The organism is Streptomyces sp. NPDC005483 (genome assembly GCF_040606035.1).
GTDB lineage: Bacteria > Actinomycetota > Actinomycetes > Streptomycetales > Streptomycetaceae > Streptomyces.
The window spans coordinates 121,470-143,706 of the sequence record NZ_JBEXEA010000001.1 but is presented as its reverse complement, the minus strand read 5'-3'; the positions used below and the strand labels follow the sequence as shown (position 1 = coordinate 143,706).

Annotated in this window: 20 protein-coding genes; 10 read left to right on the top strand and 10 right to left on the bottom strand. The window is 70.9% G+C overall.

Features of this window, described 5'->3' with window-relative positions:
• The first annotated feature begins 224 nt into the window (after positions 1–224).
• On the top strand, positions 225–641 hold the full coding sequence (locus ABZT06_RS00635) for an SsgA family sporulation/cell division regulator (RefSeq protein WP_355732702.1): 417 nt from the start codon (positions 225–227) through the stop codon (positions 639–641).
• 374 nt (positions 642–1,015) lie between these two features.
• Here ABZT06_RS00635 and ABZT06_RS00630 read toward each other — a convergent pair whose 3' ends face one another.
• Entirely contained in the window at positions 1,016–1,234 is a 219-nt protein-coding gene (locus ABZT06_RS00630) for a hypothetical protein (RefSeq protein WP_355732700.1), read from the bottom strand.
• 252 nt (positions 1,235–1,486) lie between these two features.
• Positions 1,487–2,134: a GPP34 family phosphoprotein gene (locus ABZT06_RS00625; RefSeq protein ID WP_355732697.1), complete on the bottom strand. Its 648-nt coding sequence runs from the start codon at positions 2,132–2,134 to the stop codon at positions 1,487–1,489.
• Between the two features lie 282 nt (positions 2,135–2,416).
• Here ABZT06_RS00625 and ABZT06_RS00620 point away from each other — a divergent pair, with 282 nt between their 5' ends.
• Complete coding sequence (locus ABZT06_RS00620) at positions 2,417–4,039, top strand: ABC-F family ATP-binding cassette domain-containing protein (protein ID WP_355732694.1); 1,623 nt, start codon at positions 2,417–2,419, stop codon at positions 4,037–4,039.
• Here the strand turns inward: ABZT06_RS00620 and ABZT06_RS00615 are convergent.
• The gene (locus tag ABZT06_RS00615) at positions 4,008–4,715 is read right to left on the bottom strand and encodes a MerR family transcriptional regulator (protein WP_355732691.1); all 708 of its coding nucleotides are present in this window, start codon (positions 4,713–4,715) and stop codon (positions 4,008–4,010) included. The genes ABZT06_RS00620 and ABZT06_RS00615 overlap by 32 nt on opposite strands.
• A gap of 51 nt (positions 4,716–4,766) precedes the next feature.
• Between ABZT06_RS00615 and ABZT06_RS00610 the strand changes: the two genes are divergently transcribed.
• The 3 genes from ABZT06_RS00610 (at position 4,767) to ABZT06_RS00600 (ending at position 7,290) form a co-directional block, all read left to right on the top strand.
• On the top strand, positions 4,767–5,201 hold the full coding sequence (locus ABZT06_RS00610) for a DUF6194 family protein (protein WP_355734047.1): 435 nt from the start codon (positions 4,767–4,769) through the stop codon (positions 5,199–5,201).
• A gap of 129 nt (positions 5,202–5,330) precedes the next feature.
• Positions 5,331–6,107 (top strand): dimethylargininase, encoded by a 777-nt coding sequence (gene ddaH / locus ABZT06_RS00605; RefSeq protein WP_355732688.1) that lies wholly within the window; start codon positions 5,331–5,333, stop codon positions 6,105–6,107.
• A gap of 205 nt (positions 6,108–6,312) precedes the next feature.
• Positions 6,313–7,290 carry an acyl-ACP desaturase gene (locus ABZT06_RS00600; RefSeq protein ID WP_355732685.1) on the top strand — a complete coding sequence of 326 codons (978 nt, stop codon included), beginning with the start codon at positions 6,313–6,315 and terminating at the stop codon, positions 7,288–7,290.
• Positions 7,291–7,823: 533 nt separating this feature from the next.
• Here the strand turns inward: ABZT06_RS00600 and ABZT06_RS00595 are convergent.
• Positions 7,824–8,072, bottom strand: a complete 249-nt coding sequence (locus ABZT06_RS00595; RefSeq protein WP_355734044.1) for a WhiB family transcriptional regulator — start codon at positions 8,070–8,072, stop codon at positions 7,824–7,826.
• A 228-nt stretch (positions 8,073–8,300) separates the two neighbouring features.
• Between ABZT06_RS00595 and ABZT06_RS00590 the strand changes: the two genes are divergently transcribed.
• On the top strand, positions 8,301–9,092 hold the full coding sequence (locus tag ABZT06_RS00590; protein WP_355732682.1) for a VOC family protein: 792 nt from the start codon (positions 8,301–8,303) through the stop codon (positions 9,090–9,092).
• A gap of 13 nt (positions 9,093–9,105) precedes the next feature.
• On the opposite strand, the gene ABZT06_RS00585 is transcribed toward ABZT06_RS00590, so the two are convergent.
• The 3 genes from ABZT06_RS00585 to ABZT06_RS00575 form a co-directional block, all read right to left on the bottom strand.
• On the bottom strand, positions 9,106–10,131 hold the full coding sequence (locus ABZT06_RS00585) for a LacI family DNA-binding transcriptional regulator (RefSeq protein ID WP_355732679.1): 1,026 nt from the start codon (positions 10,129–10,131) through the stop codon (positions 9,106–9,108).
• 118 nt (positions 10,132–10,249) lie between these two features.
• Complete coding sequence (locus tag ABZT06_RS00580) at positions 10,250–11,173, bottom strand: ornithine cyclodeaminase family protein (protein WP_355732676.1); 924 nt, start codon at positions 11,171–11,173, stop codon at positions 10,250–10,252.
• Between the two features lie 14 nt (positions 11,174–11,187).
• A complete protein-coding gene (locus ABZT06_RS00575; RefSeq protein ID WP_355732673.1) occupies positions 11,188–12,168 on the bottom strand; it encodes a multicopper oxidase domain-containing protein in 981 nt (326 codons plus the stop codon).
• A gap of 189 nt (positions 12,169–12,357) precedes the next feature.
• Here ABZT06_RS00575 and ABZT06_RS00570 point away from each other — a divergent pair, with 189 nt between their 5' ends.
• On the top strand, positions 12,358–14,853 hold the full coding sequence (locus ABZT06_RS00570; RefSeq protein WP_355732670.1) for a ThuA domain-containing protein: 2,496 nt from the start codon (positions 12,358–12,360) through the stop codon (positions 14,851–14,853).
• Positions 14,853–17,045: a family 16 glycoside hydrolase gene (locus ABZT06_RS00565; protein WP_355732668.1), complete on the top strand. Its 2,193-nt coding sequence runs from the start codon at positions 14,853–14,855 to the stop codon at positions 17,043–17,045. The genes ABZT06_RS00570 and ABZT06_RS00565 overlap by 1 nt, the downstream gene beginning before the upstream one ends.
• Here the strand turns inward: ABZT06_RS00565 and ligD are convergent.
• Positions 17,032–18,063 (bottom strand): non-homologous end-joining DNA ligase, encoded by a 1,032-nt coding sequence (gene ligD / locus ABZT06_RS00560; RefSeq protein ID WP_355732665.1) that lies wholly within the window; start codon positions 18,061–18,063, stop codon positions 17,032–17,034. The two genes, ABZT06_RS00565 and ligD, sit on opposite strands and share 14 nt — an antisense overlap.
• 74 nt (positions 18,064–18,137) lie before the next feature.
• On the opposite strand from ligD, the gene ABZT06_RS00555 reads away from it, so the two are divergent.
• Positions 18,138–19,199 (top strand): ATP-dependent DNA ligase, encoded by a 1,062-nt coding sequence (locus ABZT06_RS00555; protein ID WP_355732662.1) that lies wholly within the window; start codon positions 18,138–18,140, stop codon positions 19,197–19,199.
• 9 nt (positions 19,200–19,208) lie between these two features.
• On the opposite strand, the gene ABZT06_RS00550 is transcribed toward ABZT06_RS00555, so the two are convergent.
• Positions 19,209–20,399, bottom strand: a complete 1,191-nt coding sequence (locus ABZT06_RS00550; protein WP_355732659.1) for a zinc-dependent alcohol dehydrogenase — start codon at positions 20,397–20,399, stop codon at positions 19,209–19,211.
• 191 nt (positions 20,400–20,590) lie between these two features.
• Between ABZT06_RS00550 and ABZT06_RS00545 the strand changes: the two genes are divergently transcribed.
• Positions 20,591–21,616 (top strand): DUF3048 domain-containing protein, encoded by a 1,026-nt coding sequence (locus ABZT06_RS00545; protein WP_355732657.1) that lies wholly within the window; start codon positions 20,591–20,593, stop codon positions 21,614–21,616.
• On the opposite strand, the gene ABZT06_RS00540 is transcribed toward ABZT06_RS00545, so the two are convergent.
• Complete coding sequence (locus ABZT06_RS00540) at positions 21,617–22,081, bottom strand: MarR family transcriptional regulator (RefSeq protein WP_355732654.1); 465 nt, start codon at positions 22,079–22,081, stop codon at positions 21,617–21,619.
• Between the last annotated feature and the right edge of the window lie 156 nt (positions 22,082–22,237).

The following is a 22,237-nucleotide window of genomic DNA, read 5'->3' as shown; positions in this document are numbered from 1 at the left end:
CACGCTCCCGGTGCCGTCCAGATGCCCTCGGCCGACCGGCGAACGGTGCGCGGGGTGTCACAAGTGCCTCGCGGGGCACGGGAGAAGCACTGGATCACACCGGTGCATGAAGACGGTGACAGAGGTCACTCGACTCTCGTGTACACGGATTGGCTCATTCCGACGTCTCTTCCAGTGCCCGTCCCACCCGGAAGCACCATCAGCCGTCACAAGGGAGCAAGGCGTTGTCCACCGTCATCGAGCAGCCCGTCGAGGCCCGTCTCGTCGCCGCGGCGCCGCGGATGCCGAGCATTCCCGCCACACTGCGCTACGACCGCTGCGATCCGTTCGCCGTCCGCATGACCTTCCCGGCCCCGGCCACCCTGGAGGGTGTCGAGGTCTGCTGGACCTTCAGCCGCGAACTGCTCACCACCGGTCTGCACGAGCCCGAGGGCCACGGCGACGTCCGGGTGCGCCCGTACGGCTACGACCGCACCGTTCTCGAGTTCCACGCCCCCGAGGGCACCGCCGTCGTGCATGTGCGCACGGGCGAGCTGCGCCGGTTCCTGGAGGCGACGAACGACCTCGTGCCGACCGGCCTGGAGCACCTCCAGCTCGACCTCGACCACGATCTGGCCGAGCTGATGCGCGACGCCTGCTGACGGGCGCCTGCGAAAAGCGCGTCGATCTCGCCGTGGTCGAACCGTCGGCCGGCGCGTCGTCCGTCCCCGCGTCCAGCAGCTCCCGCGCGGCGCGGCGGACCAGGGCGTGCGCGGCCTGGGCGATGCCCGAACCGACGCTGACGCGCCCGCGACGGACAGGGGCGCCGGGTCCGGCCCTGACGTTCGACGGACCGTCGAGCGCGTCGACGAGGAGCTTGCCGATCCCCGGGTCGACGGCCCCGGGGACGAAGATCCCGTCGGCGCCCGCGCCGAGGAAGGCGGCGGCTGCGGCCTCCCGGGCCGCGGTGATCCGCCCCGTCTGCGCATCGGCCGCAGCGACTCGTCCCCGTCGCCGTGCCGGGCATCCTCGATGTTCACGCCGACCGGCACCCGCAGCCCGGCGGTGATCTGTCCCACGGCGTCCGCAGCCCGGCGGTGATCCGTCCCACGGCGTCCGGGGTCCGCTCCCGGTCGAGGCGGTCGCCGTCGGCCGCACTCAGGGCCCAGGCGAACCCGGCGCTCGTCGCCGGCACCGCGCGCACGGTGCCGGCGACTCCCGCCGCGTCCCGCGCGTGACCGCTCTCGATGTCCACGCTGACCGGCACCCGCACCCAGGACCAAGGCGAACCCGGCGCTCGTGGTGGCGACGGCGACGGCTCCCCGCGTTCTCGGCGATGCGGGCGCTCGTGAGGTCCCAGGCGTTCGGCAGGACGAGCGGGGCGCCGGGGATGTGCAGGAAGCGGAAGACGCGGGCGCGGAGCGCGTCCCGTTTCGCTATGCGCCTCACCCGACCACCGGCCCCGGCGGCCCCGGCGGCCCCGGCGGCAAGGATCCGCCGTCGGCGTTCAGGCGCGCGCCGCGACCGAGGCCGTCGCCCCGCGCACCCCGTGGACGAGCTCCCGCAGGACCGGCGTCACCTGCCCGGCGCGCTCGATCAGCTCCTCGACGCGCGCGTCGTGATGTTCCCCGCGGGGCAGCAGGGTGCGCAGCTCGGCCGCCGCGGCGAGCGCGACGAGGGCTGCGTCCCGGTCGGAGACGTCCACGGCCGGCGCAGGTCCCCGCAGGATTTGCCGGACCTCCTCCTGGAGCGCCTGCACGGCAACCGGGCGGGCCAGGTCGTGCTCCACCGTCGGGAACACACCGAGCACCCGCCTCTTCCGGGCGCGCAGAAGTCCGCCCGCGGTGAGCTGTTCCCGCACGGCGTCCAGGGTGATCCGGGTGTGGGGAGTCACCCAGCCGCGCCACCGGTGCGGCCGGGACTCGCGGACCAGTTCCAGCAGCCCGTCCAGGACGGGATCCCCGGTCTCGGCGTCCATGTCGACCGGTGTGGCGATGCCGTCCACGTCGAGGAGCAGACCGCGCCGGGCCAGCTCGGTGAGGGCACCGGCCCGGACCAGCTGCGGGACCTGGGCGGTACCGGTGGTCTCGGACTTCGAGGTGTCCCAGGCCAGCAGGTAGAGGTGGGCCGGCAGGGAGAGCGGGCCGTCGGGCACGGGGCCTCCTAAGGCGCGTTAACTCGTTGACAGCCCCATGGCCGCCTCGTACGTTGTAGAACGCTTCTGTTGCCGTCGATCGGAGAAGGACGTTGCTCGTCTGAGGTCCTGAGACACCGTGTCACACACCTGAGGTGTGTGCGCTGCGTGCGACCTCGGCACACGAGCCGTTCCGACGAGCAGGACCCTGTCCGTGCCCTCCGGTTCTCTGTCGTCTCCCGTGGTCGCGGGTGTCTCGATACGCGTTTGCCCCTTCACGCTTCGAGCAACCGCGGAGACCGTATGTCTACTTCCATCACCTGCACCTCACTCGCCTTCTCGTGGCCCGACGGCACCCCCGTCCTCGACGGCCTCGACATCGCCTTCGGCCCCGGCCGGACAGGTCTCGTCGGCGTCAACGGGTCGGGAAAGTCAACCCTGTTGAAGCTGATCGCCGGTGAACTCACCCCGGCCGACGGCGCCGTGCGCGTCGCGGGCGAGATTGGCTACCTCCCGCAGAACGTCACGCTCGACACCGACCTGAAGGTCGACGAGGCGCTGGGCATCGCCGCGCAGCGCGCCGCCCTGCACGCCATCGAGGCGGGCGAGGTGGCCGAGGAGCACTTCGAGACGGTCGGCGACGACTGGGACGTGGAGGAGCGGGCCCTGGCCACCCTCGGCGAACTCGGGCTGGGTCACATCGAGTTGGACCGGGCGATCGGCGAGGTCTCGGGCGGTGAGTCGGTGCTGCTGCGGCTGGCCGCGCTGCTGCTGCGCCGCCCGGACGTCCTGCTCCTGGACGAGCCCACCAACAACCTCGACCTGTACGCCCGCAGGCGGCTGTACTCGGCCGTCGCGTCCTGGCCGGGGGTCATGGTCGTGGTCAGCCACGACCGCGAACTCCTCGACCTGGTCGACCAGATCGCCGATCTGCGCTCGGGGGAGGTCACCTGGTACGGCGGCAACTTCTCCGCCTACGAGGATTCCCTCGCCGTGGAACAGGAGGCGGCGGAGCGCATGGTCCGCGTCGCCGAGTCGGACTTCCGCCGACAGAAGCGCGAACTGGTGGACGCACAGGTCAAGTTGGCGCACCGCAGGCGCTACGCCCAGAAGATGTACGACACCAAGCGCGAACCGCGGGCCGTCATGAAGCTGAAGAGCCGCTCGGCCCAGGTCTCGGCGGGCAAGCACCGCATCATGCACGAGGAGAAGCTCGCCGAGGCCAGGGACCGGCTCGACGAGGCGGTGGAGGCCGTACGGGACGACGACGAGATCCGCGTCGACCTGCCGTACACGGCCGTACCGCCGGGCCGTACGGTCCTGACGCTCATGGACCTGGAACTCGCTTTCGGCGCGCGGGTCAAGGGCGGGCTCGACCTGCGGGGCCCCGAGCGGGTCGCGCTGATCGGGCGCAACGGCGCGGGCAAGACGACGCTGCTGCGCACGATCGCCGGGGAGCTGCAACCGGTGTCGGGCGAGGCGACGGTCCATGTGCCGCTCCGTTTCCTGCCGCAGCGCCTGGACGTCCTCGACGGCGAGCTGTCGGTCGCCGAGAACGTGGCCCGGTTCGCGCCGGGTGCCACCAACAACCGGGTGCGGGCCCGTCTCGCCCGCTTCCTGTTCCGGGGCGCCCGGGCCGACCAGCCGGCGTCGACGCTGTCCGGCGGCGAACGCTTCCGGGCGGCGCTGGCCGCGCTGATGCTGGCGGAGCCCGCACCCCAGCTGCTCATGCTCGACGAGCCGACGAACAACCTCGACATGGCGAGCGTGCGGCAGCTGACCTCGGCCCTGGAGTCGTACGAGGGCGCGCTGGTCGTGGCCAGTCACGACCTGCCGTTCCTGGAGTCGATCGGCATCACCCGCTGGCTGATGCTGGACGGGGAGCTGCGGGAGGTCACTCCGGAGGCCCTGGAGTTCCCCGCGTAGCGTCCACGACGGCTGCCAGATCGCTTCCCGCCCGGAGCAGTGCCACGCTCCGGGCGGCGAGCTGGTCGAGTCGTCCCCGCAGGACGCGGCGGGCGTCCGCCGCCCCGTCGAGGCCGTCCAGGGAGCCCATCACCTCGCGCAGGGCCGGGATGCCGTACCCGCCGGCGCGCAGGGCGACGACGACGCGTGCCGCCCGGATCGCCGCGGGGCCGTAGCGGCGTGCGCGCAGCGTGGTCACCCGCTCCGGGCGGACCAGCCCTTCCTCCTCCCAGAACCGCAACGTCGAGGACCGTACGCCGAGCGCCTCCGCGAGCTGTGTGATGGTCATGGAGTCCTCGTCCCGGCCGTCCTCCTCGGCCCGGACACGCTCCAGGGCCCGCTGGGCGCGCACCACCTCCGCGCGCTCCCGGGCGAGCCCGGCGTGGACCTCGTCGATGGCCGAGGCCGCCTCCGTGATCGTCGCCGTCCGCAGCCCGGCGAGCAGCCGCCGGGCCTCGACGGGGCCGGCGGCCGCGGCGAGCCCTCGATAGGCGCGCAGCGCACGTACGTGGAGCGGCGTGTAGGAGCGGTAGCCGTTGTCGGCCCGTACCGCGGGCGGAATCACCCCCAGCCGCTCCAGGTCGCGCACCTGCTGCACCGAATACCCGCACTCCTTGGCGACGTCGACTGTGCGCATCGTCCGGCCAACCCCACATAAGCACTTGAAGGTCACGCTTGAACCATGAGTATGGAGCAGATCATCGCGACCGTGCGCGGCTTCGACGGGGCCCTCGTGGTCGTCCCGGGGCCGGACGGGGACTCCCCCGAGATCGCCTGGGGCGACGCGTTCTTCTACTGCACCCCCGACGGCCGGGTGCCCCGCAACACCCAGCCCTACGGCACGATCGTCACCAAGAACTACCCCGACGACACCGCCTCCGACCTGGACCCGCCGGGCCGCTGGCGGGTCAACGTCCAGGTCGGCCGTGCGGCGCTCCCGGAACTCCTGGGGCAGAGGCACGACCCCGCGACGGCCGACGTTCTCCTGCCGCACCCGGTCTACGGCGCCCTCGGCTGGATCTGCGTCGTGAATCCCGGCGAGCGGACCACGGGGACCGTCGTACGGCTGCTGCGCGAGGCCCATGAGGCGGCACGCGCGCGTGCGGTGCGACGGCACTCGTGAGCGGCGGCGCGTCTCAGGAGGGCCACAGCCTGGCCGCGGGGGTTTTGTCGACACGTACCGGCGCTGCATGATGGCTGATCGGGCCCCGTCACGGGCGCCGCCCCCGTCCCGCCGATACGGAGTTCCCTCGTGCCCAGCAAGAAGGCCCTCGTCCGCCGCCCCGGTCCGCGCCTCGCCGAAGGCCTGGTGACGCACGTCGAGCGGGAGAAGGTCGACGTCGACCTCGCGCTCGAACAGTGGGAGGCGTACGTCGAGGCCCTGCGCACGCACGGCTGGGAGACCGTCGAGGTGGATCCGGAGGACGACTGCCCGGACTCGGTGTTCGTCGAGGACACCGTGGTCATGTACAAGAACGTCGCCCTGATCGCGCGCTCCGGCGCCGAGTCCCGGCGCGAGGAGACCATCGGTGTCGAGGAGGCCGTGGCGCGCCTGGGCTGCTCGGTGAACTGGATCTGGGAGCCGGGCACCCTGGACGGCGGCGACGTGCTGAAGATCGGCGACACGATCTACGTCGGCCGGGGCGGGCGTACCAACGCGGCCGGCGTCCAGCAGCTGCGGGCCGCCTTCGAACCGCTCGGGGCCCGGGTCGTGGCCGTACCGGTGAGCAAGGTGCTGCACCTGAAGTCGGCGGTCACCGCACTCCCGGACGGGACGGTCATCGGGCACATCCCCAAGGTGGACCGGCCCGCGCTCTTCCCGCGCTTCCTCTCCGTGCCGGAGGAGGCCGGCGCCCACGTCGTCCTGCTCGGCGGACCCAAGCTGCTCATGGCCGCGAGCGCGCCGAGGACCGCGGAACTGCTCGCCGACCTCGGATTCGAACCGGTCGTGGTGGACATCAGCGAGTTCGAGAAGCTGGAAGGCTGTGTGACGTGCCTCTCAGTACGACTGCGGGAGCTGTACGCCTGACGGAGTGAGCGTGTCACGTCAACGGCCATGGACCTGCGGTTCCCGGGCCGCTTGTCATGCCCGGGGAACACTGCTGATCAGGGATGTTTACAACACTCTTAACCTACGGTGTCGTAACCTACGGTTTCGTAGCCTACGATTCCGTAGGTTCCCGGCACCGCTCGCCGACCCCAGCCAACAGTTCACGCGTCCCCCTGGAGTACCTGTGACGATCACTTCCCCTCACCTCGGCAGCCCGTCCTCCGCCTGGACCGACGCGCGACTGCTGTACGCGCTGGAGGAAGTGGTCGAGACGGAACTCAACCGGCATCTGAAGGTCACCAAGGACTGGATGCCGCACGAGTACGTCCCCTGGAGCGACGGCCGCAACTTCCCCGGTTTCTTCGAGGACGGCGAGGCCTGGGAGAAGGACCAGTCCAAGGTCACCGAGATCGGCCGGATCGCCCTCGTCGTGAACCTCCTCACCGAGGACAACCTGCCGAGCTACCACCACGAGATCGCCTCGCTCTTCGGCCGTGACGGCGCCTGGGGCACCTGGGTGCACCGCTGGACCGCCGAGGAGGGCCGGCACGGCATCGTGATGCGGGACTACCTGCTCGCCTCGCGCGCGGTGGACCCGGACAAGCTGGAGCAGTTCCGGATGGCCCACATGAGCGAGGGCTTCGAGTCGGACAACCGCCACTCGATGCTGCACTCGGTGGCCTACGTCTCCTTCCAGGAGCTCGCGACCCGCGTCTCGCACCGCAACACCGGCCACCAGTCCGGGGACCCGGTCTGCGACCGCATGCTGGCGCGCATCGCCACCGACGAGAACCTGCACATGGTCTTCTACCGGAACCTGCTGAAGGCCGCCTTCGAGCTCGCGCCCGACCTGACGATGATGGCGGTGCGCGACGTCATCGTGAACTTCCGGATGCCCGGCCACGGCATGCCCGGCTTCGAGCGGGCCGCCGCGCAGATGGCGATCGGCGAGATCTACAACATGCGCATCCACCACGACGACGTGCTCCAGCCCGTCCTGCGCTTCCTGAAGGTCATGGAGATCGACGGCCTCGGCCCCGAAGGCCAGAAGGCGCAGGAGGAACTCGGCCTGTACATGGGTGGCCTGGACGCGGAGGCCCTGAAGTTCGACGAGAAGCTGGCGGCCCGCAAGGCTCGGATGGCGGCTCGCGCGGGCGCCTGACGTCTGCCCGCGGGCCTCGTCGGGGCGGTGGGGCGGCAGCCGCTCCAGGTGCCCCTCGATCAGGCGCTCGACCTGCTCCTTGTGCGTCCGAACCACGGCCCGGCCTTCGTCCCCGGCCGGGAGCTCGGCGGCGGCGCTGAGCAGCCCGCGGCCGCCGAAGCCGCGCTCGTTCGCGAACGACGCGTGATCGGCGTATGCGTCGAAGACCGCCGGCACGCCCTCACGTGGACCGTCGGCGCGCCATAGGCGTGTCCGGTCGGCGGCGCGTCGAACGTCCGGTGCGGGCCGTCGGCTTCCGGCCGGGCCTGGTCGACGCCGGTCCCGGGGTCGACGAACGCCGGGTCGCCTCCTCTGTGCTGGTTGGTCCTGGAGCCGGGCGACCGGGAGCTCGGCCCGGGCCCAACGGCATCTCCCGCGGTACCGACCCCCGGATCGCCGGGTCGACCGAAGCGTGCCCGGAACCGGCCGCGTCTTGCCCTCAGAGTCCGCGGACGCCGCTGGAGATCAGGCGCCCGGTACGCGCCGCAGTCGGCTCAGCGGTTGTCCAGCCGCCTGATCGCCAGCCGCTCCTTCTCGGAGAGGCCGCCCCAGACGCCGAAGCGTTCGTCGTTGGCCAGGGCGTACTCGAGACAGGCCGGGCGCATCTCGCACATGCCGCAGATGCGCTTCGCCTCTCGTACCGAGCTGCCCGGCTCGGGAAAGAAGAAGTCCGCCCCGGTCTGCGCGCACAACGCCTGCGCCTGCCAGGCGGGGTCGGTCGGGGTGATGGTGTCGATGTGCATGGCCGAGATCGTGCCGGGCAGCGAAAAACGTTCGATCAACGCGCGATCAACGGTGCCGTTCATGGCCTCGGGCCGCCTTGATGGTCCCGCGCCCGGTACGGGGGTGCACGGCGGCGCGCGGAAACGGTTCATCCGATCCGAGGCGGGTTCGCGTCCCGGCAGCGATTGTCAGTGGAGGGTGCAAGACTCGGCAGTGCAGGCAACGGGACCCCTCAGAGGAGGGCAGAGATGCTCACGACCCGTTATGTCACCGGCGCTCCGAACTGGCTCGACCTCGGCACCCCGGACATCGACGGCGCCACCACCTTCTACGGCGGCCTGTTCGGCTGGGAGTTCCAGCCGGGCCCGCCCGAAGCCGGCGGTTACGGCTTCTTCCAGCTCGCCGGCAAGACCGCCGCGGGCGGCATGCAGACCACCGCGGAGCAGGGCCCGCCGTCCTGGACCGTGTACTTCCAGACCCCGGACGCGGACGCCACCGCGAAGGCGGCCGAGCAGGCGCACGGCGCGGTGCTCATGCAGCCCATGGACGTCATGGACCAGGGCCGTATGGCGATCCTCGCCGACAAGGCGGGCGTGCCCTTCGGCATCTGGCAGCCGGGGCGGAACAAGGGGCTCGACGTCACCCAGGAGCCGGGCTCGCTGTGCTGGGTCGAGCTATATACGGCCGACCTGCCGATGGCCGCCTACTTCTACCGCGCGGCTCTCGGCCTGGAGACCTACGCAGTGGAGTTCCCGGGCGGCACGTACACGACCGTGCTGCCGGACGGGCAGAGCGAGGACGGCATGTTCGGCGGCATCGTCCCCCTCGCCGACGATCCGCTGGAGGCGCAGGCCGGGGCGTACTGGATGCCCTACTTCGAGGTCACCGACACGGACGGGACGGTGGCGAAGGCACAGGAGCTGGGCGGCAGCGTCCGGCTGCCCGCCACGGACGTGCCGGGCGTCGGCCGGGTCGCCAAGCTGGCCGACCCCCATGGTGCCCGCTTCGCGGTGATCAAGAGCGCGCCGCAGCAGTCGTGAGCGGGGCGGGGGGTCACGCCGAGGCGCGGCGGATCAGCGTCGTCGGCAGGACGACACCGGCAGGTGTGGCTCCCCCGCTGCTGCGGTCGAGGTCCCGCAGCAGCAGGCGGGCCATCAACCGGCCCATCTCCTCGATGTCCTGACGGACCGTCGTCAGCGGCGGATCGGTCTGTTCGGCGACCGGCAGCATGTCGTCGAAGCCGATCACCGCCACGTCCTCGGGCACCCGGCGCCCGCGTTCGCGCAGCACGCGCAGGGCGCCGGACGCGGTGAGGTCGTTGGCGGCGAACACCGCGTCCACGTCCGGGCACCGGTCGAGGAGGGCCCGCATCGCCCGCTCCCCACCGGACGGGGTGAAGTCGCCCCGCTCGACCAGCTCCGGGTCGGCGTCGCCCATGACGTCCCGGAAGCCGTCGAGCCGGTCCGCCGCGGAGGTCTGGTCGAGGGGGCCGGTGATGTGGGCGACACGGGTGCGCCCGAGCCCTACGAGATGCCGTACGGCCTCGCGGGCACCGCCCCGGTTGTCGCTGTCGACGTACGCGGCGTCCGTCGTCCCGTCGCTCCAGCCGGGCCGTCCGCCGAACACCGTGGGGACACCGGCCCGTTGGATCAGTTCCGGCAGCGGGTCGTCGAGGTGCAGCGAGAAGACGAGGGCGCCGTCGACGTGCCCTCCGGCGAGGTAGCGTCCGACGCGGACATGGTCGTCGCGGCCCTCGGTGAGCAGCAGGACGAGTTGTTGGTCGTGGGCCGTCAACTCCTTGCTGATTCCCCGGAGTTGCAGAGCGAAGAAGGGGTCGGCGAAGACCCGGGTCTCCGGCTCGGCCACCACCACGGCGACGGCGTCGTGGCGCCGGGTGACGAGACTGCGGGCGGCCTGGTTGGGCACGTAACCGAGCTCTTCGACGGCCCTGCGCACCCGCTCGACGAGCGGCTCCCGGACCCCGTCCCCGCCGTTCACCACCCGGGACGCGGTGGCCCGCGACACGCCGGCCCGGGCCGCCACGGCCTCCAGCGTGGGGCGCGGCGCTGTCTCGGTCACTTCGGGACTCCTCGTCGGCGGGTGCGGATCAGGATAGCCCCGGACGAGGACCCGGTGAGAGCGCTCTCGCGACGCGGCACGGCGGACACCCACGACCGGGAACGTGCGGTGCACGGCCTCACGCCAGCAGGTCGACCCGCTGCCCGGTCCCCTCCCGCCCGGCCCTCTCGTACGCCGTCCAGGCGACCGCGAGGTCCTGCCAGGGCAGCCCCACGGGTGCGTAGACCGTGCGGTCCGTGTCGCTCGAACGGCCGGGGTGATCGCCCCGCACCACCTCGCCCAGGGTCGCCGCCGCGATCCCGCCGCCCGCCGGCACGCCCGTGCTCACGGCGAGCGGGCGGTCGTCGACCACGACCACGGACGCGTCGAGCAGGTCGGCGGCCAGCTCCGCCTTGCCCGGCTCGTCGACGCCCAGGCTCGTGAAGTGCTGGCCCGGCCGCGTGTCCGCCAGGCTCAGCAGCGGCTCCCGCGACCAGGTCGCCGACAGGACGACGTCCGAGACCAGGGCGACCTCCGCGGCGGAGGACAGCACACGGCCACCGTGCCGCGCGGCGAACTCCGCGGCGCGCTCGGCCGACGTGTCATGGACGACCAGGGCGCCGAGGGGTCGTAGCACCCGAAGACCCCGCACCATCAACTCGGCCTGCGCGCCGGCCCCGATCACTCCGACGACGTCTGCCCGGCCGGCCGGCAGATGCGTGCCCAGCGCGGCCGCGAGCCCCGTCCGCCACGCGGTGACGGTCGCCGAGTCCAGCAGCGCCAGCAACTCGCCGTCGGTGCCGCTGTGCAGGCAGATCACCCCGCGCAGGGCGGGCCGGGCGCCGGGGAACTTGGCGTTGACCTTCACCGTGTAAGCCGGGATGCCGGGAAGCAGTCCCGGCATCAGCGCGGTGGCCGTACCGGGGAACGGGAGGTCCGTGCGCACCCGTTGCCCCGGGACGGGCACGCTGTGCGCGGTGCGGAAGCCGTGCCGCAGAGCGTCGAGGCATACCTCCGGCTCCAGCACCGTCTCCACGTCGCCGCGCGTGAGAAGGAGAGTCACCCGCCCATGATCCGTCAGTGGTGGTGCTCGGCCCGCTGCTCGGTGTGCTCGTGCGGCTCGTACCCCGGGATCGTCCCGTCCGTCTTCTTCACCAGGAACAGTCCCACCATCCCCATGTCGGAGTGGCTCTGCACATGGCAGTGGTACATCCACGCGCCCGCCCCGACCCCCTCCCCCGCGATCACCTGGAAGCCGAACGAGTCCGCCGGGCCCACGATCTTGTTGTCGATGACCTGGCTCGGGTCGTCGGGCCCGGTGAGCATGCCGGTGCGGTTGTCCGCCCAGCGGTGACCGTGCAGGTGGAAGGTGTGGTAGTACTCACCGTGCGTGATCATCACGAACTCGACCCGATCGCCCACCGTGGCCTCGAAGTTCGGCCCCGAGTGCGCCGGCCGGTTGTTGATGAGCATGTCGTTGAAGACGATGGTGTGCGTCGCGTCGGGGAGGACATCGCCCTTGCGGCGGACGATCACCGGGCCGTAGAGGCCCTTGCGGATACCGCCCGTGCCGTGCTCCGTGCCGACCACGTGGTCGTGGTAGTGCCAGTAGCCCGCGCTGCCCGACCGCCAGGTGCCGTCGCTGCGGCGGCCCGGGGCGTGGGTGCGCCAGGTGTAGGTGCGGGTGCCGCCCGGCTCGACGTCACTGTGGTTCACCTTCGTGCCGTCGCTGGAGATCTCGTAGTCCAGCCCGTGGACGTGCAGGCTCGCCCTGACGTCCATGGTGTTCTCGAACTCGATGTGCAGGGTGTCGCCCTCGTTGAGCTCGATGAGCGGACCGGGGATCGTCGCCCTGCCCTTCTCCAGGCCATAGCCCATCTGCCCGTCGGCGAGTTTCTCGGCGTACAGCTTGATGCGCTTGACCTCGCCGCCGCCCGGGGCGGCCTGCGCCGGACCCGAGGCGCTCCGGGCCTCCGGGGCCATCGACAACGATGTCGCGACGGCCGCGCCGCCGAGCAGCACCCGCCGGTTGAATCCACGTCTGTCCAGTGCGCCCATGCAGAACTCCCCACCGTGATACGGGTTTTGCGGAGACGTACCTGTGATGAACCTGTGAGACGGTACCGGCCCCCTCGCCGTTTATCCACACTCAGGACAAAGTTCGTGCGATCCCGGTCATAGGTATTGGCGAGTGAGGCAAAGGGGTCTAGCTTCCATGGCGCTGTTGCTGTGACCGAGGAGGTGCCCATGCACTTACGAGGGTTGAGCGCGAGAAGCGGAGGAAGCGCGAGGAGACGGGTCTGGACGGCCACCGTGGCCGCGGGGGTCGTGGCCGCCGGGCTGATGTCCGGACCGGCGGCGGGGGCGCTACCTGCCCCCGATCCGTCCGCGACAACGATGTCTGTCAAGTCGCCACCGGGCGGCGGGGATGTACGGGTGCTGGTCTTCTACGGATCCGCGGCCGCCGGGGACGAGTCGCCGGTCGTCAACGCCGGGATCGCCGCCATCGAGAGGATCGGGCTGTCCGGTCCGGTGAACCAGCGGTTCGAGACCGAGGCCACCGACGACGCCAGGGTCTTCACCGACGAGAAGACGCTGGGGAGTTATAACGCGATCGTCTTCCTGACCGGCGGCGGCGATGTCCTCGACCCCGACCAGGAGGCCGGTCTGGAGGCCTACATGGAGGCGGGCGGCGGCTTCGTCGGCATCCATGACGCGGCCCGCGCCGAGCCGTACTCCGACTGGTTCACCGGTCTCCTGGGCGCCCGTCCGGCCACCACCAGCCCCACGGCCGTCCAGCGCGCCACCGTCGAGGTGGGCGACCGGCAGCATCCGGCGACCAGGGACCTGCCGGTCCAGTGGAAGCGTCCCGACCAGTGGTTCAACTGGACGAAGAACCCGTCCGGGGACGTGCACACCGTGGCCCGGGTGCGCGAGTCGACATACCGGCCCGGCGCCAGCGCCAACGGCTGGGACCACCCGGTGAGTTGGTGCCGGGACTACGACGGCGGCCGGTCCTTCTACACCGGTATGGGCGGCACCGTGTCCTCGTACGACGAGACCGACTTCCGGGCCCATCTGCGCGGCGCGCTGCTGTGGACCTCGCGGCTCGTGCAGGCCGACTGCAAGGCGACCATCAACGCCAACTACAAGGCGGAGCGCCTCACCCAGCCCAACCAGGCCGGGCAGAACGACCAGATCGGCGAACCGCACGGGCTGGTCACCGCCCCCGACGGGCGGGTCCTGTACATCGGCAGGGGCGGCGCCGACTCCTCCCAGCCGGTGATCACCGACTGGAACAACCCGGACGTCGGCAAGGGCAAAGGCCAGATCCACGTCTACGATCCCGCGACCAAGAAGGTCACCCTGGCGGGCGAGTTGACCGTCTTCGGCAACAAGGGCGGCGGCGACGAGCTGGTGAAGGTCGAGGAGGGGCTGCTCGGGATCGAGCTCGATCCGCGCTTCGAGGAGAACGGCTGGGTGTATCTGCACTACACCCCGCACTCCCGGCTCAACCGCGACACCCGGATGGCCGAGCGGCGGGTCTCCCGCTTCACCCTCGACCTCGCCACCGACAAGCTGGACCTGAACAGCGAGAAGGTCCTGCTCAAGTGGCCGGTTCAGGTGCACAGTTGCTGCCACGCGGGCGGCGGGATGTCCTGGGACTCCAAGGGCAACCTGTACATCGCGACGGGTGACAACAACTCCAGCGGATTCAGCGGCGGTTACTCGGGCAACAACCCGCAGCCGAACTTCAAGGGTGTCTCCTTCGCGGACGCGCGCCGCACCGCCGGCAACACCAACAACCTCAACGGCAAGATCCTGCGCATCCACCCGGAGGCCGACGGGACGTACACGCTGCCCGAGGGGAACCTCTTCACCGGCAAGGAGACCGCCGAGGGCGGCGGCAAGACCCGAGGCGAGATCTACGTCATGGGTGTCAGGAACCCGGCCCGGATCTTCGTCGACAAGAAGACCGACATCCTGTACGCGGGATGGGTCGGGCCGGACGCGAGCGCGCCCTCGACGACCTGGGGCCCGGCCAAGTACGACACCTTCGCCGTCATCACCAAGGCGAGCAACCGGGGCTGGCCGTACTGCATGGGCAACAAGCAGCCCTACCGGGACCGCAACCTGCCGAACCCCGACCAGCCGCTGGGGTGGTACGACTGCGACCACCCGAAGAACGAGTCGCCCAACAACGACGGCCTGGTGAACCTCCCGCCGGTCACCGGCAACAACATCTGGTACTCGCCGCAGGGCGGTGCCCCGGACTTCCCGCGCGACGCGAACGGCATCCCGTCCTACAAGCAGGAGGAGACCACGTACCTGCTGCCGTGGCTCAAGGGCGGTGGCCAGGCCGCGATGAACGGGCCGGTCTACCGCTACGACACGGCGAGCGCGAGCACGACCAAGTGGCCCTCCTACTGGGACGGCAAGTGGTTCGTCGGCGACTTCTACGACGCCGACCAGCCACGCAACGCCGTCATCACCGACCCGAGGACCCACGGCGACGGCGGGCTGCCCGTCCACTCGGAGTCGCTCAAGAAGATCGTGCCGATCGGCAACGACGGCATCAAGAACCTCATGGACTGGAAGTTCGGTCCGGACGGCGCGCTGTACGTCCTCGACTACGGGCGCGGGTTCTTCACCTCGGACGCCAAGTCGGCGCTGTGGCGGGTCACTTACACGGGCGGCGGACCGACCCCGGTCGCCGGACAGCTGGCGGGAGGAGGGCAGTGATGCATCCCCGGAGAGCTCTGACGGTCCTGTTGGCCGCCCTGCTGATGATGCTCGGGCTCCAGTCGACGTCCGAAGCACGGCCTGACGCGGCCCCCGCGGCGGCGCAGACACTCACCTGGACCGCCGGCGACGACATCACCAAGTACGGCTCCGTCCCGACGACGGCCGTCGCGGGCCCGGCCACGATCGTCTTCGAGAACAGCACGGCCACCGGCAACACCACGGGCATGCCGCACACGTTGACCTTCGTGACCAGCGACCCCGAGTTCAACGACGACGTCGAACTCAACATCCTCGCCAACCCGAACGACGACATGGGCGGCCGCCACACCGCCGAGGTCACCCTCACTCCGGGCCGCTACTTCTACCACTGCACGATCCCGGGCCACGGCCAGATGCAGGGCATCCTCGTGGTGACCGAGGGCGGCGGCGAGGACACCACCGCGCCCTCGGCGACGGCCCGGGTGACCGGCACGCGGAACGCGCAGGGCCAGTACGTCGGTTCGGCGAGCGTGGCGGTCACGGCGACCGACGAGGCCGGCGGGTCCGGCGTCGACCGGATCGAGTACGCGATCGGGGAGACGGGGGCCTGGCAGCCGTACACCGCCCCGGTCGTCGTCGACCAGGCCGGCGACCACAAGGTGCGGTACCGGGCCGTCGACAAGGCGGGCAACGTCTCCGCCGAGAAGAGCGCCGACTTCACGGTCGTCCCGCCGCCCTCGGACGACACCGCCCCGCCGGACACCTCGGCGGCGGTGAGCGGGCAGCAGAATCCCGACGGGACGTACATCGACATGGCCACGGTCACCGTCTCGGCCTCCGACACCGGATCCGGGGTCGACACGATCGAGTACGCGGTGAACGACGGGAGTTGGCAGACCTACACCATGCCGGTGATGGTGCACCAGGTCGGCTCCCACACCGTGCGCTACCGGGCGACCGACAAGGCGGGCAACGTGGCCGCCGAGAAGAGCGTCCGCTTCACGGTCGTCGCGGCGGCCCCGCAGGACACCACCCCGCCGGTGACCGGTGTGACCGTGGACGGCACGCGGAACTCCGACGGGGCGTACGTGGGCAACGCCAGGGTGACCGTGAGCGCCACGGACGAGGGCGGTTCGGGTGTCGCCGGTGTGGAGTACTCGATCGACGCCGGACCCTACCTGGCGTACACCGCCCCCGTGGCCGTCGACCGGGCGGGCACACACACCCTGGCGTACCGGGCGAGGGACAAGGCCGGCAACACCTCGGCCGCCCGCACGGTGACCTTCACGGTGGTCTCCGGTCAGGTCCCGGCGCCCAACTGCGCCGAGCTCGACGAGCGGTTGACGGTGATCGTCGGCACGGTCGACTCGGGGGTGCCGAACCGGATCACCAACAGCCGGTGCCGGATCAACGAGTTGATCGAGGACGAGAAGGAGTGGACGTCCCACGCGCTGTTCCTCAAGCACGTGAAGACGGTCCTGGACAAGCTGTTCAAGGAAGGTGTCGTCGACGAGCGCGAGTACGACGCGATCGACGCGGCGGCTCGTGAGTCCGGGATCGGCAAGCCCGGGCAGACCGAGGGCTACCGCACCATCCTCGACGGCAGCGCGGCGTCCTTCGCCAAGTGGCAGCAGGTGGGCGGTGGTTCGTTCGCACCCAACGGCGACGGGTCCATCACGTCCGGTACCACGAAGGACGGCCTCGGCATGCTCTGGTTCCCGGAGCGCAAGTACGGCGACTTCTCGCTCAAGCTCCAGTGGCGGGACGACGCCCCGGGCACCGGTAACGCCAACTCCGGTGTGTTCGTGCGGTTCCCGTGGGTCCACGACCACCCGGAGGAGTCCCGCCCCGAGTGGGTCGCCATCAAGTACGGCCACGAGGTGCAGGTGCTCGACCGGCCCGACGGCGACATGTACAAGACCGGGTCGGTCTACGGCTTCGACCGGGTGGGGCTCGCCGGCGCGGGCGTCACCCAGAAGGGCACCTGGAACGACTACGAGATCCGGGTGGTCGACCAGCACTACTCGGTCTACCGCAACGGTGTGCTGATCAACGAGTTCGACAACCTCGGCGGCCAGGACTTCTCCCCGCCGCGCTCGGACGACCCGGGCACGGACGGGCGGCGGTTCTCCTCCGGCTACATCGGGCTCCAGGTGCACAGCACCACGGACGTGGTCTCGTACCGGGACGTCAGGATCAAGGAGCTGTAGGAGGCGCCTTCTTCGCCGCGGCCCTGCTCGGCTGTACCCGCTTGGGTTCTCCCGGCATCTTCGGATACTCGGGCGGGTACGGCAGATCGCCCAGGCCGTGCTCGTGCTCGTCACGACGGGCCAGTTCCAGCAGGGCGTCCAGCGAGAACGCGTGATCGTCCATGTCCGCGTGCACGTCGCCGAGTTCGGCGAAGCGCGCGGGCATGGTCGCGATGTCGAAGTCCTGCGGGTGCGCCTCGCCGACCTCCTCCCAGCGCAGGGGGGCCGAGACGGGGGCGTGCGGGCGGGGCCGTACCGAGTAGGCGGAGGCGATCGTACGGTCGCGGGCCGTCTGGTTGTAGTCGATGAAGATGCGCTCGCCCCGCTCCTCCTTCCACCACTTGATGGTCACGTGGTCCGGCATCCGGCGTTCCATCTCGCGCCCGACCGCGATCGCGGCCCGCCGCACCTGGGTGAAGGTCCAGCGCGGTTCGATGGGCACGAAGACGTGCAGGCCGCGTCCGCCGGAGGTCTTGGGCCAGCCGCGCAGGCCGCCGAACTCCTCGAGGACCGCCCGCAGTTCGTGAGCCGCGCGCACGGCGTCGTCGTAGTCCGTGCCGGGTTGCGGGTCGAGGTCGATGCGGAGTTCGTCGGGGCGGTCGACGTCCTCGCGGCGGACCGGCCAGGGGTGGAAGGTGAGGGTGCCGTACTGGGCGGCCCACAGGACGGCGGCCTCCTCGGTCGGGCACATCTCGTCGGCGCTGCGGCCGCTGGGGAAGGTGATGTGGGCGGTCGGGATCCAGTCGGGCATGTTCTTGGGCGCCCGCTTCTGGAAGAAGTTCTCGCCCGTCACGCCGTCCGGGTACCGCTCCAGGGTGGTGGGGCGGTCGCGCAGGGCGCGCAGGATGCCGGGGGCGACGGCCTGGTAGTAGCGGGCCAGGTCCAGCTTGGTGAAGCCGCGCTCCGGGAAGAAGATCTTGTCCGGGCTGGACAGCCGTACGGTCCGGCCGCCCGCCTCCAGTTCCACAGCGTCACCCATGCGGCCACGGTAGGCCCACCGCGCACACCTCGCACATCAGGCGAAAAGCACCGGCGCCCAGCAGAATCAGGACCATGGACCTGCCGGTGATGCCCCCCGTGAAGCCCATGCTCGCCAAGTCGGTGGCGAAGATCCCGCCGGACATGCACTACGAGGCGAAATGGGACGGCTTCCGGGCCATCGTGTTCCGCGACGGAGCCGAGGTCGAGCTGGGCAGCCGTACCGGCAAGACGCTGACCAGGTACTTTCCCGAACTGGTGGAGGCGCTGCGGGAGCGGCTGCCCGAGCGCTGCGTGATGGACGGGGAGATCGTCATCGCCCGGGACGGACGGCTGGACTTCGACGCGCTGACCGAGCGGATCCACCCGGCCGCCTCCCGGGTGCGCACACTGGCGGAGCGGACGCCGGCCTCGTTCGTGGCCTTCGACCTGCTGGCGCTCCAGGACGAGTCACTGCTGAACGTCCCGCTGGCCGAGCGCCGGAAGCTGCTCACGACGGCGTTGTCCGGGGTCACGGCCCCGGTGCACCTCGCGCCCGCGACCACCGACATCGACGTGGCCCGGCAGTGGTTCGAGGAGTACGAGGGGGCGGGCCTGGACGGTGTCATCGCCAAGCCGCTCACCCTGCGCTATCTCCAGGACGAGCGCGCCATGTTCAAGATCAAGCACGAGCGCACGGCGGACGTGGTGGTCGCGGGCTACCGGCTGCACAAGAGCGGCCCGGTCGTCGGCTCCCTGCTGCTGGGCCTGCACGACGACCGGGGCACTCTCCAGCACGTCGGCGTGTCCGCGGCCTTCCCCATGAAGCGGCGGGCCGAGCTGATCGACGAACTGGAGCCGCTGCGGATGGCGGACGTGTCCGGGCACCCCTGGGCGGCCTGGGCTCAGGAGGCCGCGCACGAGAGCGCCCGGCTGCCCGGGGCACCGAGTCGCTGGTCGGGCAAGAAGGACCTGTCCTGGGTGCCGCTCAGGCCGGAGCGGGTGGCGGAGGTGGCGTACGACCACATGGAGAACGGCGCACGGTTCCGCCACACGGCCCGCTTCCGCCGCTGGCGGCCCGACCGGACGGCCTCCAGCTGCACGTACGCGCAGCTGGAGGAGCCGGTCCGCTACGACCTCGACGAGATCCTGGGCTGAGCCGCGTGGTCAGGGCCGCATCAGGACCTTGACCGCGCCCTCCTGCTTCTTCTGGAACATCTCGTACGCGTGCGGGGCGTCCGAGAGCGGCACGTGATGGGTCGCGAAGTCGTCGACGCCGAGCGGGTCCTCGTCGGTGAGGTAGGGGATGATGTCGTCGGCCCAGCGCCGCACGTTGGCCTGCCCCATCCTGATCTGGATCTGCTTGTCGAACATCGTGAGCATGGGCAGCGGATCCGCCATACCGCCGTAGACGCCGGTGAGGGAGAGCGTGCCGCCACGGCGCACCAGCTCGATGGCGGTGTGCAGGGCGGCGAGCCGGTCGATGCTGAAGCGCTCGGCGAACGGTCCGCTGAGCTTCCTGGGCAGCACCGCGGTGGCGTTCTGTGCCAGCCGGGCGGCCGCGCTGCCGTGCGCCTCGGTGCCGACGGCGTCGATCACGGCGTCCGGGCCGCGTCCGTCGGTCTCGTCGCGGATCGCCTGGACCAGCTCCTTCTCGCTGTCGAAGCTCCTGAGGTCGTACGTCTCCACGCCTCGCGTGCGGGCCCGGCGCAGTCGTTCGGTCACCAGGTCCACGCCGAAGACGCGCCCGGCGCCGAGCACCTGGGCGACCCGGCAGGCCATGTCGCCGATGGGCCCGAGTCCGAGCACGGCCACGCTGCCGCCCTTGGGGACGTCCGCGTAGGTGACGGCCTGCCAGGCGGTGGGCAGCACGTCGGAGAGGTAGACGAAGCGGTCGTCCGGCGGGCCCTCGGGGACCTTGATGGGCCCGAACTGGGCCTGCGGGACGCGCAGGTACTCGGCCTGGGCGCCCGGTACGGCGCCGTACAGGCGGGTGTAGCCGAACAGGGCGGCGCCCATGCCCTCGCTGGTGACCTGCGTGGTCTCGCACTGGGTCGGCAGCCCGGTCATGCACATCCAGCAGTTGCCGCAGGCGATCTGGAAGGGCACGACGACCCGGTCGCCCACCGCGAGGTCCGGCACCCCGGCGCCGACCTCCTCGACGATGCCCATGGGTTCGTGGCCGAGGATGTCGCCCGGCGTCATGAACGGCGTCAGTACCTCGTAGAGATGCAGGTCGGAGCCGCACAACCCGGATGAGGTGATCCGGATGACGGCGTCCGTCGGTTCCTTGATCTGCGGATCGGGCACCTCCTCCACCCTTACGTCCCGCTTGCCTTGCCAGGTCACAGCCTTCATCCCGGCGCTCCCTCCGTCACGTCGCGTGTCGGTCCTGGGTAGGCGCCCCCGGGTACCCGAGGCGCCCCCGCCGAACCGTGATCAGGGCCGATCGGCGTAGTCGACGCGACTAATCAGAAACTGACGGGTATGGCCACCAATGAACTTATTAGCGCACAATCAAAGACACGAGACGGGCGGGCACGGTGGGCATGGCGGGAATGGTGGGTACGGAGCGAGGGGCGCGCACGCGACGCGTCCGTACGGCGGCGGCACTGCTGACCGCCACGGGCCTCTTCGCCGCGGGCTGCACGGGACACGGCTCACCCCGTGGCCCGGCCGACGACGGACGCGGACAGTTCCGCACGGCGCAACCGGGCACCTCGGCACCGGACACCCCGAAACGGAGCAAGGAGGCCGACGGTCCCTCCGTGCTCGCGGTGAAGATCGACAACGTGGGGGCGGCACGCCCGCAGACCGGCATCGACTCCGCCGACGTCGTCTACGCCGAGCAGGTCGAGGGCGGTCTCAGCCGTCTCATGGCGGTGTACGCGACGAAGCTGCCGAAGGCGGTCGGCCCGGTGCGCAGCGCCCGCGAGTCGGACCTTGAGCTGCTACGGCAGTTCGACGACCCCACGCTCGCCTTCTCCGGAGCCCAGGGCAAGCTGATGCCGCTGATCAACCGGGCGCCGCTGGCCGCCCGGACCCCCGAGAAGGCGTCCGGCGCCTACTTCCGCGGCGCCGGCAAGGTCTCCCCGCACAACCTCTACCTGCGCCCGAAGCGCCTGGTGCCCGCCACGCCGGGCGCGGCCGCGCTGACCAACGGCTTCCGCTACGGCCCCGCACCCGCCGGCGGCACCGCGGACACCTCGGAGACGGTCCGCTTCCCGGCCGCCCGCTTCACCTTCACCTGGTCGCCGAGCCGACAGCGCTGGCTGGTCTCGATGGACGGCGCCCCGGACGTGACGGCCGACGGAAAGCGGCTGGCCCCGGCCACGGTCGTCGTGCAGTACGTGAAGGTCCGCAAGTCCGCCTTCCACGACTTCCTCGGCAACAACACGCCGTACACGGTGACGGTGGGCTCGGGCCGGGCGAAGGTGCTGCGCGACGGCCGCGCCTACGACGTGAACTGGAAGCGGGCAAAGGCCGCGGACGGCACGGAGTTCACCACCAAGGACGGCTCCCCGGTGAACTTCGCCGAGGGCCAGGTCTGGGTCGTCTTCGCGAAGGCGACCTGATCAGGGCTGGGTGAGGAGGGGTTCCGCGGGATTGCGGAGCCCCTCCGCCGCGTCGGCGACCCGGCGGATCAGCTCGAAGAAACGGCTCTGTTCCTCGGCGGAGAGCGGCGCCAGGAAGACCTGGTTCATCCGGGCGGTGCGCACGGTCAGCTTGCGGTGGGTGCGCACCCCGTCCTCGGTCAGGCGCAGCAGGAAGCGGCGGCCGTCCTGGGGGTCGCGCACCTTGTCGAGCAGTCCGCGCCGGCCGAGCCGGCTGATGACCTCGGCGATGGTGGACCGGTCGAGCCCCACCCGCTCCCCCACCGTGCGCTGGTCGAGCCCCGGCTCGGCGACGAGCGCGTTCAGTACGGCGAACTGGGGGGAGGTGATCTCCTCGGAGACCATCGTGTTCCACAGCAGGTAGTGCGCCTGCTGGAGCCGCCGGGCGAGGTGCCCGGGGTGGGTGGTGAGGTCCACCGCGGCCATGTGCGCTCCCGAGTCAGGTTGGTCGATGGTTTTGGTTGGTGCACTGAAGAGTATGGAACCTTGACGTCAGGCTGCCACAGTGGCAGCTTAAGAGAAACCTCGCTGAAATACTCAGTGCACTGAGCACTTGGAGAGATGGGGCTACGTGGATGAGCG

What these genes read in the sequence shown, in the direction of transcription:
- ABZT06_RS00610 (WP_355734047.1), top strand. Translation starts at nt 4,767, where the DNA reads ATGGAGCAGATCATCGCGACCGTGCGCGGCTTCGACGGGGCCCTCGTG.
- ABZT06_RS00570 (WP_355732670.1), top strand. Translation starts at nt 12,358, where the DNA reads ATGCACTTACGAGGGTTGAGCGCGAGAAGCGGAGGAAGCGCGAGGAGA.
- ABZT06_RS00620 (WP_355732694.1), top strand. Translation starts at nt 2,417, where the DNA reads ATGTCTACTTCCATCACCTGCACCTCACTCGCCTTCTCGTGGCCCGAC.
- ligD (WP_355732665.1), bottom strand. Translation starts at nt 18,063, where the DNA reads ATGGGTGACGCTGTGGAACTGGAGGCGGGCGGCCGGACCGTACGGCTG.
- ABZT06_RS00595 (WP_355734044.1), bottom strand. Translation starts at nt 8,072, where the DNA reads ATGCACATCGACACCATCACCCCGACCGACCCCGCCTGGCAGGCGCAG.
- ABZT06_RS00545 (WP_355732657.1), top strand. Translation starts at nt 20,591, where the DNA reads ATGGCGGGAATGGTGGGTACGGAGCGAGGGGCGCGCACGCGACGCGTC.
- ABZT06_RS00565 (WP_355732668.1), top strand. Translation starts at nt 14,853, where the DNA reads ATGCATCCCCGGAGAGCTCTGACGGTCCTGTTGGCCGCCCTGCTGATG.
- ABZT06_RS00540 (WP_355732654.1), bottom strand. Translation starts at nt 22,081, where the DNA reads ATGGCCGCGGTGGACCTCACCACCCACCCCGGGCACCTCGCCCGGCGG.
- ABZT06_RS00615 (WP_355732691.1), bottom strand. Translation starts at nt 4,715, where the DNA reads ATGCGCACAGTCGACGTCGCCAAGGAGTGCGGGTATTCGGTGCAGCAG.
- ABZT06_RS00590 (WP_355732682.1), top strand. Translation starts at nt 8,301, where the DNA reads ATGCTCACGACCCGTTATGTCACCGGCGCTCCGAACTGGCTCGACCTC.
- ABZT06_RS00555 (WP_355732662.1), top strand. Translation starts at nt 18,138, where the DNA reads ATGGACCTGCCGGTGATGCCCCCCGTGAAGCCCATGCTCGCCAAGTCG.
- ABZT06_RS00550 (WP_355732659.1), bottom strand. Translation starts at nt 20,399, where the DNA reads ATGAAGGCTGTGACCTGGCAAGGCAAGCGGGACGTAAGGGTGGAGGAG.
- ABZT06_RS00575 (WP_355732673.1), bottom strand. Translation starts at nt 12,168, where the DNA reads ATGGGCGCACTGGACAGACGTGGATTCAACCGGCGGGTGCTGCTCGGC.